Annotated in this window: 13 protein-coding genes and 2 pseudogenes; all 15 read right to left on the bottom strand. The window is 41.1% G+C overall.

Annotated elements, in window-relative coordinates; genetic code table 11:
• Positions 1-370 precede the first annotated feature (370 nt).
• The 15 genes and pseudogenes from AC58UX_RS29910 to AC58UX_RS29840 all read right to left on the bottom strand — a co-directional run bounded on the left by AC58UX_RS29910 (position 371) and on the right by AC58UX_RS29840 (position 12,611).
• Positions 371-1,621 (bottom strand): ankyrin repeat domain-containing protein, encoded by a 1,251-nt coding sequence (locus tag AC58UX_RS29910; RefSeq protein WP_497259617.1) that lies wholly within the window; start codon positions 1,619-1,621, stop codon positions 371-373.
• A 672-nt stretch (positions 1,622-2,293) separates the two neighbouring features.
• Entirely contained in the window at positions 2,294-2,551 is a 258-nt protein-coding gene (locus AC58UX_RS29905) for a hypothetical protein (protein WP_497259615.1), read from the bottom strand.
• A gap of 48 nt (positions 2,552-2,599) precedes the next feature.
• Positions 2,600-3,004, bottom strand: a complete 405-nt coding sequence (locus AC58UX_RS29900; protein ID WP_497259613.1) for a hypothetical protein — start codon at positions 3,002-3,004, stop codon at positions 2,600-2,602.
• A gap of 280 nt (positions 3,005-3,284) precedes the next feature.
• Positions 3,285-3,635 carry a DUF3139 domain-containing protein gene (locus AC58UX_RS29895; RefSeq protein ID WP_497259611.1) on the bottom strand — a complete coding sequence of 117 codons (351 nt, stop codon included), beginning with the start codon at positions 3,633-3,635 and terminating at the stop codon, positions 3,285-3,287.
• A gap of 271 nt (positions 3,636-3,906) precedes the next feature.
• On the bottom strand, positions 3,907-4,605 hold the full coding sequence (locus AC58UX_RS29890; RefSeq protein ID WP_497259609.1) for a stalk domain-containing protein: 699 nt from the start codon (positions 4,603-4,605) through the stop codon (positions 3,907-3,909).
• Between the two features lie 139 nt (positions 4,606-4,744).
• Positions 4,745-5,656: an acetamidase/formamidase family protein gene (locus AC58UX_RS29885; RefSeq protein WP_497259607.1), complete on the bottom strand. Its 912-nt coding sequence runs from the start codon at positions 5,654-5,656 to the stop codon at positions 4,745-4,747.
• Positions 5,657-6,221: 565 nt separating this feature from the next.
• Positions 6,222-7,634: an alpha-galactosidase gene (gene melA / locus AC58UX_RS29880; RefSeq protein ID WP_497259605.1), complete on the bottom strand. Its 1,413-nt coding sequence runs from the start codon at positions 7,632-7,634 to the stop codon at positions 6,222-6,224.
• A 312-nt stretch (positions 7,635-7,946) separates the two neighbouring features.
• On the bottom strand, positions 7,947-8,150 hold the full coding sequence (locus AC58UX_RS29875; protein ID WP_497259637.1) for a hypothetical protein: 204 nt from the start codon (positions 8,148-8,150) through the stop codon (positions 7,947-7,949).
• Positions 8,151-8,231: 81 nt separating this feature from the next.
• Positions 8,232-8,438: pseudogene (locus AC58UX_RS29870) on the bottom strand (methyltransferase domain-containing protein); the annotation flags it as partial.
• Positions 8,420-8,683, bottom strand: a complete 264-nt coding sequence (locus AC58UX_RS29865; protein ID WP_497259603.1) for a hypothetical protein — start codon at positions 8,681-8,683, stop codon at positions 8,420-8,422. The gene AC58UX_RS29865 and the pseudogene AC58UX_RS29870, both read right to left, overlap by 19 nt.
• Entirely contained in the window at positions 8,673-9,401 is a 729-nt protein-coding gene (locus AC58UX_RS29860) for an alpha/beta fold hydrolase (protein ID WP_497259601.1), read from the bottom strand. The genes AC58UX_RS29865 and AC58UX_RS29860 overlap by 11 nt, the downstream gene beginning before the upstream one ends.
• Positions 9,386-10,576: an 8-amino-7-oxononanoate synthase gene (gene bioF / locus AC58UX_RS29855; protein WP_497259599.1), complete on the bottom strand. Its 1,191-nt coding sequence runs from the start codon at positions 10,574-10,576 to the stop codon at positions 9,386-9,388. Before bioF ends, AC58UX_RS29860 begins: the two co-directional genes overlap by 16 nt.
• 13 nt (positions 10,577-10,589) lie before the next feature.
• Positions 10,590-10,727, bottom strand: a pseudogene (locus AC58UX_RS29850) (biotin synthase BioB); the annotation flags it as partial.
• A 492-nt stretch (positions 10,728-11,219) separates the two neighbouring features.
• Complete coding sequence (locus AC58UX_RS29845; protein ID WP_497259597.1) at positions 11,220-11,750, bottom strand: carboxylesterase family protein; 531 nt, start codon at positions 11,748-11,750, stop codon at positions 11,220-11,222.
• A 147-nt stretch (positions 11,751-11,897) separates the two neighbouring features.
• The gene (locus AC58UX_RS29840; RefSeq protein ID WP_497259595.1) at positions 11,898-12,611 is read right to left on the bottom strand and encodes a DinB family protein; all 714 of its coding nucleotides are present in this window, start codon (positions 12,609-12,611) and stop codon (positions 11,898-11,900) included.
• Positions 12,612-12,645: the final 34 nt, after the last annotated feature.

The raw sequence follows: 12,645 nt of genomic DNA, 5'->3' as shown, positions 1-12,645 counted from the left end.
GTCGAGTTATATATAAGTTTAGCAATTAATTGGTCTCCCCCAGTTATATATCGAATTTAAAATACAATTGACACCATATAATTTCTATAAGGTAATTTCTGTATCCTGCCCTATAGTTTAATAACAAAAAGAGACCCATAGCAACGGGCTGCGGGTCTAAGTTAATATTTTAAAGGGGGTCGGCTTTTATTTTAACCTTTAATGATTAATACCAGATGAAATTCCGCGTTAGTTAATCCCAATTTTTGAATATCAACACTCCAACGAGCGGATAGCTTTCCCGATGTTGATAGTTGAGTAGAAAGACAATTTAGCCGAGCCGAATATGCTTATTATTCTTGTTGTAACGAGCATAGAGATCAAATCAATGCTATGTCGACTGCCCTTCTAAAAGCATAACGATTTCAGCCCTTAACTTCTCATCTACAATGTTTTTAGCCTTCTCAAGTGGTGTAACTCCATTCATGTCTTTCGTCTGCGTCTTCGCTCCATTACTCAACAACAATCGAATTATCTCCGGGTTTCCTTCCCCTGCATGCTGATTGAACTCCACGGCGTAAGAGAGAACTGTGTTGCCTTTCTCGTCGGCAGCATTGACATCCGCATGGGCATTGATCAACATTTCGACCATCGTATAAACATCCTGAATGGAGTCATAGCCGTAAGGATTAACCGCTCTCATAAGTGGAGTCATCCCCAACCAATTACTTTTTGGCACTAAAGAGAGATCTGCGCCGTTCTCGAGCAACAATTGAACAATTTGCCGAGACTGCGGCACACTCACACTTACAGCTGACATCAACGGTGTTTCGCCATCCGCGTTGGCAGCGTTCACGTTGGCTTTATATGCTATAAGATTTTTTACAATCTGAACGCTCTCATCCGTTAAACCAGAATTGGCAAAAGGATGAAGCGCCGAAAGCAGAGCTCCTCCGCCTAAATTCGGATCGGCTCCCATCGCAAGCATCTTGTTAACCAAACCAAGCTGTTTCTTGCTCGATACCTGCATTAGCGGGGTCATTCCATTTGCACTTACATTGACCTTTGCTCTCGCATCCAGAAGATTTCCAGTTAAATTTATTGCTCGTTCCGCTGCATAATTCAGCGGTGTGTAGCCATTGGAGTCATCGACGATATTGAGATCAACTTGCTTTTTAATCAATAGGTCAACTAAATCAGCTACATGCGGATTGCCTTGAAACATATGTGCCATTTTGAAAATCTGAAGAAAAACTAGGTTGACATCGGCTGACGCTATTGAATCGACTTGTTTATTAGTTTCATTCAGATCCCCGATCTCTGCCGTTTTAATTAATTGGAGGGTAGTCATCTCAATTCGCGATTCGAGCTGCTCTGATGGCGTTCCAAACTTCACGGATATTTGCTGTTCAGTCTCATTGAACTCTACTTGGGCTCTCATACTTTCAGCTACAAAGCGGATAGGCACGTAGGCATGTCCATTATAGTTCAATACAGTATATTCACTATCCAACTGTTTAGCAACCCCATTAAAAAGAAAATTCACCTGGTACTTAATGGCTTGAACACCATCAGATGCATATACAGCCGTAGATAATGTAATACCAGCACCCAAAATCATCCCAATTACTATTTTTTTCAATGTATACTTCTCCCCTTAAAAAAAACTATATTCCAACGTGGGCAATAAGCGTACTCATCATTCATTTGTTCCGAATCAGTGTCATAAATTGATGCCTTTATACTATAGAAATTCAGTACTTTTCATCAATAAATGTTATGTTCGAGGGCGTTAGCCATCATACGGCATCATTGAGTTGCCTAAGGGTTCTTATTCGTTAAGCAGAATCGTTATAAATATGACATTCATTGCAATAATAAATAATTCGCCAGAAACAGATTATTCCCTTTTTTTGTAAAACTGGTTACCCCGCATTACTGCCCGTTAGTTTAGCGATGACAGCCAATCGGAAGTAATGTTTGTCTAAACTAAAGTTTCTTGTATGTGCTTTAAAAAGAACGTATGAATAGGTCTGTCGGGAATGAGATCAAGTTCTTGTCAAAATCGGGAATGGGATCAAGTTCTTGTCATTGGGTTTTGACAAGAACTTGATCCCATAAAGTAAAAAAACCGCGATTTACGCGGCAATTAATGAGATAATGTTCTTGTCACCCGACAAAAATATATTATTATATATTTATATATAAATTATTTGATAGTTGCAGATTAAGATACGATGAAGAAACTAGAGATAAATAAAAGACAAGTTCAATGAAAAGAAACCAATTCCATTGTTGAACGGCGGCCTTTAGCTTAATCCCCACTATATATACCTATATTCATTAATTGTTCATTTAAATTCCATTCGATTGGTCTTTTCTTTTTATTAAGCCAAATTGCTCCCTCAATAATCCATTCATCTCTGTAGGTTTCTATTGTTTTTCTTCGAAGTAAATCATCGAATCCGGATTGAAAGCCGCAACAAGAGCAAATATTGTAATTGGGAGCACCTGATTCAAGAAATTGCGGTTTGGTTAGTTGATCATATCCACAAACAACGCATATAAACATTATCGATTCCTTTCTCAGTCATTAGTTTAGCCGCATTTGCAATATCCATTAATTTACTTCGGTTATTAACCAAGTCAAGTCGGACTCTCCCTCATTTTTTTGTGCAATGATGGGGAGGTTTGTTTTAACCTCTCCTATTCGTTCAAAAATCAGGTTATAAGGCTTGAGCCTTTGATGCCAGTCGCTTTCCTGCATTGTCGAGACAGAATTAGAGAGATAATCATTAATGATTTGTTTTAATCTTAATTCTGTTAATGTCGAGTCATAGCCTATTCCAACTTTGAATACATTCTCATTTGGGTCAGCAGAATAACCTACTAATGTTACGCCTTTCTCATCATTCAATTGGTTAGAATGCTGGGCTAAGTTTTTACTTATTTCCGCAAAATCAGTTTTTTTATTAGATCCCACACACCCGGTTAAAGTTAAAATAAAGAGTGCGACAATAACCAATATAGACAGCTTTTTATTTTTTATTATTGTTCATCTCCCTCTTTCCACCATGTATCTATAGACCCAATATATGCAGTAGAGTTGCGTTATACTGCCCGTTAGGTGAGCGAAAGGCTGCCTTTTGTGCTGGCAGCCTCCCATAGCTATGTATTGAAGAAACGTTTCTCGTTTGCGTAACAAGAATCCATTACGAAGTGGCATATTAAGTGCCTAAGGAGCTATCTTCGAGACTTTTGAATTCTGATGTGTATTTACATAATTGATATAAAATTGAAGACTGCTACTGCTGCATATATTTACGCTCTTCTTCTAGATGTTTGTATGTTATTCCTCTCATTATATCACCGTCACTAGGTCCAATCTGAGTCCATTTGCCAATACCTCTATCAGTATACTCGTAAGTTATACCTGGCTCATCAGTAAAAACTACAAACATCACATACTTCGGCATCTTACTTTTCTTACCTTTAATACTGGCGATATCGGTTTCTTTATAATTTTTCTCATAAATGAGATAGTTTTTTAAATCTTCTTCCAAAGCATCTATTTTCATTTGAGAGCTAATCGATGATAGGACTGGAATTAGTAAAATAACTGTTATCACTATCCACCATGTTTTAATCTTTCTCAATTAATATCCTCCAAACTATAAAGTTGCCAATCAATCACGTGACAGAGCTATCGTTCTTACGTTAGTTCAATGGCAAGTTTTTTTATTACCGTTTTATCATCTACATTAACAATAAGTATTGCTGCGATGTAAGAGCAATAATAAAGCAGTACGATTTATTTCTACAAGAAACGGAACACCACATGCGTTCTCCGTTGCACAATAGCGGACTAGTCTTGCTCGTTGAGTTTACTAAAGTACAAATCATTCTGCTTCGCCACTTTTATTTTTGTTATTCCATCAGATTTATACCAGAATTATCAGGTGAAAGATAATATTGGTATATCCAACTTTTTTGCTTATACCTTAAATCAATCAGCATAATTCTTCCCTCATCTGACCATCTAATAAAAAGTTGGGCACCTAGATCCCCTTTTTCCAACGCATTGAAATCAATATTATAACCCTGCCCCGAATCCATGAATTTATAATTTGGCTTTGCTGAAATATCGTATCTCCATACTAGTTCTTGCTTTTGATCAGTGCTGATTACAGTGGGTTCTCCAAGAAGTCCTTTTACGGATGCTTGATCTTGCATTATTTTCAACTGATATTGAATTTGCCATATTTTTTTTGTAGTTTCATCCACGTCCGTCGGTTCATTCATTATCGAAATTACTTTGCCTGATTCTAAACTATTTGTATATCTTACGCCTAAACCAAGGCTTTCACCTATAAAGCGTATAGGAACATAAGCATGACCATTGTAATTCAAAACATTGTATTCACTAGGTAATTCCTTGCTTTGTCCGTTAATTTCAATTTTAGCTGGAAACAAATATGCCTGAATAGATTCAGAAGCATAAACAGCAGTTGTTGCAGTTAAAGTGATTCCACAAATTAATCCTAAAATAAACTTTTTCAAAGACTCATCACTCCCAATGTTTAATTCTAATGAATTAGACGTAACGGGATTGTAATAAGTTTCCATTTATTCACGCAGATTATTCCATTAAACTGCCCGTTACTTTAATGTTAAGTAACTGGTTTCCGCAACGCTCTACTGCCCTTTACTTCAGCAAAACCAAAAAGGAGCTGCTAATAAGCAACTCCGCAACAATCATTCCTCGTTAACTTAATTGTGATAAAACCGACTTCGGCAGCTTGCAGACTACGCTGTAGGCGGGGTTAAACATGTTGGCAATTTCATATTCCACTGCTTGTCCTAGCAACAAGCTGGCTTCCGAAGACGTTAATCTGAAATCCTCCTGCAGCATCCGAAACATCTCGGTCGTTGCATATTGAAGCGCCTGGTCAAGCGGCCGTGCATTTCCGATACAAAACCAGTGCGTGTCGGTTTCACCCCTCGGCCAGCCTATCGTTTTACTTTTTTGAATGCTAACTGTGAACCGAATATCCATAGATATTTCGAGCCCTGTACCGATTATTTCTCCATCGCCTTGTAAGGCATGTCCATCACCCAAATAAAACAATGCACCTTCGGACAACACTGGAAAATAAACTGTAGATCCTGCGACCAGTCCTTTATAGTCCATGTTACCGCCATACTCGCCGCTTGTTGCAGTTGAGATGAACTGACCATTGGAAGGCGCTACACCAAAACAGCCCAGGAAAGGCCGCAAAGGCAGCTTCAATTCAGCCAGCCCCGGAGTTGGCTCCTTGAGAAAAGCAACCCCCTGTGGAACATCCACCGTCCAGCGTACGATGTCCGATGCCGGCAATACAGCAGCAACATACGGCTCGATAACTGCTGGGGCAAGCATGTTGGTTGTCCAAGCCCAATTGCGGTTCGGAGTGATTGATTCGAATTGAACCGCTAGCGTATCACCGGGCATCGCTTCTTCTACATAGAAAGGTCCTGTCATTGGATTCCCGCGAGCAGCTGCGCTTTCGCCGTTGTTGTCCCAGCCTCTCGCATCGACTGTCGTCGTAATGACTGTATCCCCATCCCGAATCGTCAATATAGGTGGATGCTGGCCTATCGTATTAAAATATAGTTGAGGTATGAAATGATGAATCATGGCTACTCCTCCTTGTCGATTGGATAGTCTATAGTTTTCGACAACTCTAAATTTCCTACCCTGCAAATCAGCGAGAAGTCAGGCGTTTTAAAGCTGTTTATATAAATAGACTCTTAGTGCATATCCATAAGAGAATCAAATTCCATTTGTCCCTATGGTCTTACTTGTAGCATAGAATAACCTCTTTGCATCTTATTTTATTTCCAATTATGTATATGGTCTATGTAAAGATTAGTTATATTCAACTCTACTGCCCGTTAGTTCAGTAAAGGCAGTCGATACACTGGCCAATTGAAATTCTTCGACCTGAGCCGTCGGGAATGAGATCAAGTTCTTGTCAAAATCGGAAATGGTATCAAGTTCTTGTCAAGAGCCAATGACAAGAACTTGATACCATAAAAAAAAGACCGCGTTTTACGCGGCAATTAATGGGACAATGTTCTTGTCACCCGACATTAAAACCTAACTCTTCATAAATACAGCCCTCAGCTTATTTTGACAAGTTGGGGGCTGTATGCTCACTTTTTCATTATCTTGCAAGAGGGATTATGATTTAACTAGTTATTCACTTGGAAAGTTCCCCGAACCGACTATATACAACCAACGCTGGGTCGATGGGGACGTCCACTCTCGCTACGTTTTTAGGAATGTTAACCTTAGGAGTCGGACGGACCGATTTGCCTGCGAACTGGGGCAACCACTCCCGCTGTGCTTCGAGCATTTCGCTGACCATCTCCCTAATTTCCTTTAAAGTCAGCACGGCAGAAGTCAACGGATCCAGGGAAACCGCTTGAACGAGCGTATCCGTGTCGCCCGATCGGGCAGCCAATACGGCCAATCGCTGGACGTTGATATTCGTCATGTTCAAGGCGGCGCATTGAGGCGGGAGTCCTCCGACTATGACTCGATGCAGCCCGGTTCGGTCAGCATAAATCGGTCCTTCGGCACAGCAGTCCGCTGGCAGATTGGCGATCATGCCTTCATTACGGACATTTCCATTGAATTTGAACGGCTTCCCGGTTTCTAATGCCTCGATAATATAAGCACAGTATTCTACACTGCGACTCGGAAGTGCGGTCGATTCTCCCTCCAAGACGTTCTTCTCTTTATATTTCTCAGCCACATACTTACCCCATTCGTAAGCGGCACCGGATTCTCCTCCGAATGCAGGCTCATCGCAGTACAGGTTAAGAGCCTTTGTGTTCTTCCGGAACCAGGGGACATACTCGGACAGGTGACCGGTAGACTCCGTCATGAAATAGTTGAAGTGTCGGAATACTTCACCTCGAACCTTTTCGTTCACGTAAAATTCCGGTTGCTCGAACCGTTCACATAGTATCGGGTATAAATCATTCCCTTGATGCTCCAGCTTTATGAACCAGCCCATATGGTTAATGCCTGCGCAAACAAAGTCGATGTTATTCTTGGGAACATCGACGTACCCGGCAATCAGGTCAAGGGTGGTCTGAACACCGTGGCACAGCCCAACGAATTTTACGTTGGTCTCACCAAGTGCCCAGCCTATCATCGCCATCGGGTTGACGTAATTGAGCAGCGTTGCGTTCGGACATAGCTCTTCCATGTCTCTTGCAATCTCAAGCATAACAGGAATACTTCGCAAGGCTCGAAAAATACCACCAGGACCCATCGTATCCCCAATGCACTGGTCCACACCGTATTTCAACGGTATTTTGTAGTCCAGCTCGAACGCGCTCATGCCGCCTACTTGGAATGTACAAATGACATAGGATGCTCCTTTAAGCGCTTCCCGACGATCAGTCGTCACTACGACCCTAGACTTCAGCCCATTCATCCTAATAACTTCGTTCGCATAGGCTTCTACCTGCGAAGTCCTTCCTGTTGATGGAGCCATTAGCACAAATTCGGTCTCCTGAAGCGCCTCAGTAGCCATAATGTCAAGGATTAACGTTTTGCAGAATACAATGCTGCCAGCACCAATAATAGCAATTCTTCTCATTCGAACTTCCTCCCAAATCCTTCATATCGTTCGTTCAATTGCGCATGTTTACACTACTTATTTTCCAAACCTAATTCCTCGGCGATGCTTTCTATCCTGCTTGATAGTTTAACAGACAGCCCAGAATACAGTCTGCTTGTTAGTCATGATGCTATCTCGTTCACCCGTTAGCTGAGAAGGCTGACGATCATTGGTTTCGGCAGCCTTCTTCTGATGTTTATTAAGCTATAGTTCTCCGTTAGTTCAGTGAGACCTCTTTTACATATAAACGTGATCCCTGCGAGTACATTTTACTGCTTCTAGTAAAATTAATCATGTTGCAGATGCCTGAATAAACAGAACATCGTAAGTAGCAGAAACCTCTCCCGGACTTCTGAACTTATTTTCATACTCTTTGAACATCTGGGTGAATAGTCGCCTTGATCCAAGGCCTAGAGAGGCTGTAGCATTTGAAGTACTTGCTCCCAGCGCTTTTACAGTATGAAGAAAATCTCTTACGGAAGAATGCTCTTCCATTTGAAATAACCGATCATATTGGATGCTTGAGAATCCTGTTTCCGTTAGCAATTTGTACCACTGATCATAAGATTGAAACGATAGTCCGTGACGCTGGGGCTCCATTCCATGAGAACGGTAAACTTCATCAAAAGATAAATGCAACTCGCGGAAAGTTTCCGGGCCAAATGTCGCAAATGCAAGTAAACCTCCGGTTCGAAGTCTCCGGTGAAGGTACATTAGTGTTTGATTTGGATGACTCAGCCATTGAAAACAAGCACTCGAAACTATTAAATCATACGAGGACACAGGAGCATTTTCCGCCCACAGTTCGATGAATCTGGAAATTCTTTTACTAATAATTCGGTAAGATACCCGGTACCGCAGCCGATCTCAAGAATGTTTGGTCTGTTTATTGCCCCTTTTCTAATCCAACCCTTAAGAGATTGTGTAAGTTCGTTCACCATGATTCCTTGCACATTGGCATGATTATCATACGAACCTGCTGCGCTTCGGTTAAATTGACGTTCTATCGTTATTTTTCTATTGATCATGCCACCAACTCCTAATTGATTCCGCTATGAGAGCTTCCCTTCCTAGAAACGGTGCATGTCCGCTACCTGTTACGGTTAATAACTTACCCCGAGGCAATCCCTTGAGCAACTCTTCCGCTGCTTTGAATGGACAAACCTTATCCTCTGTTCCATGCACAAGTAGAACCGGACAATTAATTTCCGGCAGTCGAGACGAGTGCACCACACTTCGTAGAAGTTCAAGACCAGCTATTAGTGCAGGTGTTGTCCAGTTGCCTAAAGGGAGGTTATCCTTTAAACAAGATCTAGATTCCAGTTCTGTAAATATCATCTGATGGAATTTATATTCGGTGACTTGTCGTTCTTTTCTTAGTCCAGTGATTATCTGTCTAATGTATGCATCGGCCCAACCGAAATCCGTTTGATCTTTAGACCGGGTAAACTTCGCTGTTGCAGAGAGAAGCACAAGACCGTCCGCTAACCCTTGGAGCGCTTGTTCCAACGCTAAGCATCCACCAAGTAACCAACCTACTATTAGATACGGACGAGGGTGAGAGGAAAAGTTAGTTTTTGCAGCCATTTCTGTCCTGTTTAAGAATTCCTCTTTTGAAGAAGCGGTGCTGTATTCAACCGACTCATGGTGAAAATCTGGAAGTAAATCACGAAGTTGATCGAATACTTTCACCGACATACTCCATCCACTCAGCCACAAGATTGTGCCACTTAACTCTTGCCGCATGGTTCTATTACCCCTAATCGAAGTCCAATTCGATGTATACTTTTAACAGCATCTGTCAATTCATTAATGGTATGAACGGCGGACAAGGAGAAGCGAATTCGCGCAGTACCATCGGGTACGGTAGGCGGACGAATGGCAACTGCCATGATACCTTCTGTCTCAAGAGCACTACTGAACCGTAGAGTTGTTTCGTTATCGCCAACGATTAAAGGTACAATCGGAGAATCTCCTTTGCCAACGTTAAAACCAGCCTTGCTTAATGAGGAACGAAAGAATCTGCTGGCTGCAAATAAATGTTCACGGCGCCAATGCTCTTTTTGTACTAGCTCCAAAGCCTTTGAGATCCCAACTACAGTAGAAGGTGGCAGTGCCGTTGAATAAATAAGCGTTCTTGCTTTATTCACTAACCATTGAATGAGTGTACTGTTTCCACAAACATAAGCCCCATAGACTCCAAATGATTTGCTGAATGTTCCCAAATGGATATCAACCTCGCCTTCCAACCCGATCTCACGGCACAATCCTTCACCACGCAATCCATATATACCACCGCTATGTGCCTCGTCTACCATCAGCATGGCACCGTACTCCCGTTTCAGTTCAACAAGTTCATGCAAGTGAGCAGGGTCTCCATCCATTGAAAAAACAGCGTCCGTAACAATTAACTTGCGCCGATTATCACGGTGCTTATTCAATAACGAACGCAAATGTTCTATATTGTTATGACGGTACCGTGCATGTTCGGCTCGGCTTAATACAATCCCATCAACAATGCTGGCATGGTTGAACTGATCATTGAGAACCACATCACCACGGCCTACAAGCGCGCTTATAACACCGACATTAGCCATATATCCATTTGCAAAAACGAGTGCAGCATCACAGTTCTGCCATTCGGCCAGTGCATTTTCAAGCTGTCCATAGGGTGGTCGGTTACCGGTTACAAGGCGTGAAGCGCCAGCTCCAGCACCTTCCAATAGGAGTGCATCTCGCATCGCTTCAACAATAGCAACATGCTGAGCGAGCCCAAGATAGTCATTTGAGGACAGGTTGAGTAACGTTCGTTCTCCTCGAACCGTACAGCCAGGGCTTTTCGGAAGAGGGCTACTCACGAGCAATCGGCGTTCTAACGATGCAAGGTTTAACGCCACTAGTCCTTTTTCCATCCAATCCATAGTTAACACAGCCTTATAACGCGTTCAACTCAATTTCAAACCCTAAATCTTCAATGATTTGGTGATCGGCAGAAACATCTTGCCCCTCAGTCGTTAAATAGTCACCCACAAAGATTGAATTTGCGGCGTATAGAGACAGAGGCTGCAGGGTGCTGTTGTAGTAGATCAAAAGTTGCTTGCCATTCATTGGGCGTTAAATCGAACACGTTTTCTCTATGTATTTTAGGTACAATCAAACCAGAACCAAGTAAGATCTCTTGAGGTTTTTGAACAAAAAAACAGTATTCATTACTAAGAATGACGCTCTGTTCTCGGTCACATTCAAGAAAGCAAAATGGACAATTCATCTTTTACCCTCATTTCTATATCCTTATCCCGCTTAAAATCCTCAAATAATCATTGCGTATTTTTCAGATAACGTTACATTCACTAAATTCATAAAATTATCCAACTCAGAACCCGTTAATTTAATGATGTCTGACTCAAAAGAGGTGACTTCTTTTATCAGTTAATGATTGGACAACTGGTGGTTTGCTCTTGAACCACTTAGTTGAAAATTGTTGCCCGGTGTTGCTGTAAAAACTGTTCATTCCTCCATGTGAAGTCATGACTAATTTACCCCAGTGTTTTTCTGTTCCAATAATCAAGCAAAAAGTTCTTGGTTACCAAGTGTTTTCCTCATAATGTCATGCCCCATCTCTGGGTATATGGTTAGTTTTACGTTTTTTTGATGCTTATTTACAGCGTTTATCATGTTCGTCATTTGCTCTAATGGGACAACATTATCTTTCGCCCCATGAAATGCCCATATCGCAGTCTTCTTAAGGCTAGCTGCCTTTGATATTTGTCCGCCAGAACTCAATGGTACAATTGCCGCAAATGTATTTGGATTATGTATAGCTAAATCCCAAACCCCATATCCTCCCATACTATATCCAATCGCATAAATCCGATCTGAATCCACTCGATGAGTAGATCTAATCTCATCTAACAGTGCGGAAAGAGTGTCACGTTCCATATTCCAAAATGATTCGCTTGGACATTGGGGAACTGCAACAATGAATGGTAATGAAACTAGTCCTTCTTTAGCAATTTCAAGTAAACCATAATTCGATAGTTGGGTTACGTCTTCTCCCCGCATATCCATTCCATGTAAAAAATAATAAGTCCCCACTCACGTTTTTGATCTTCGTATCCTTCAGGAAAAGAAAGCAAATAATCCATCTGGACTTTCTTTTTTATTTCCATACTTAGCGTATTTGCCTGAATTGACATTTCAATAATTCCTCTCAGATAAAAATAGCTTCCGTATCCCCGTTTGTTAAACTTTTCTGTTTGATTTTTCCTTTTCCTTCTGCAACTTATCCTTTATACGAGCACATTTATTTAAATGCAAAAAATTATGTCGTGTTGCTGGCATCAGTACAAGTCCGGCTATTGTCTTCTTGCTCCAATATTCAGCAATACCACTTGCTTCTTGAAGTATAGCAGTTTCATCAAACAACCTATTAATTCTATAATCTTGAACTTTAATTCTGAACTCGCCTGGTTGCAGTGACGAAATGATTTGTCGGGTTTGTTTTCCCACAGCTATTCTGTAATCTAATAGTGAATTTATATTAATGACTGAACTTAGTTCTGCGATATCGTCATCACACATGTAATTACCGCTATGGGCAAATCTGATGTTCATTTTTTGTAGCCAATTATCGGAATGAAGCACCTGCTGACTGTCTGCAACTAAAATATTCATCGTCATGTCTTCGACTCTTGCAATATGCCAGAGATGCCATACGATTGAATTCTTTGTATCTGGTGCATTTACTGGATACTTCCTGAATGCACTTTCCTCCAGATTTTCCAAAACGGATTCTTCGAAAGTATTGATTCGGTCGCTACTCATTTTCGATGAGTACAACCATGCATGGTGATTGAAAAAAAGCTCAACTGCTCGAACATGTTCGTTGGGATTTAATATAATTTCAGATAAATTCTTATGGTTTTCATTCCAAGCCCGTCTTTGCTCCAAATCCATTACAATCAACTCCAGAATCAAAAGTGAACAGGAT

It is taken from the genome of Paenibacillus sp. J22P90 (assembly GCF_059692195.1).
Note: the sequence above shows the minus strand (reverse complement) of the source record. Positions and strands in the feature narration are given on the sequence as shown.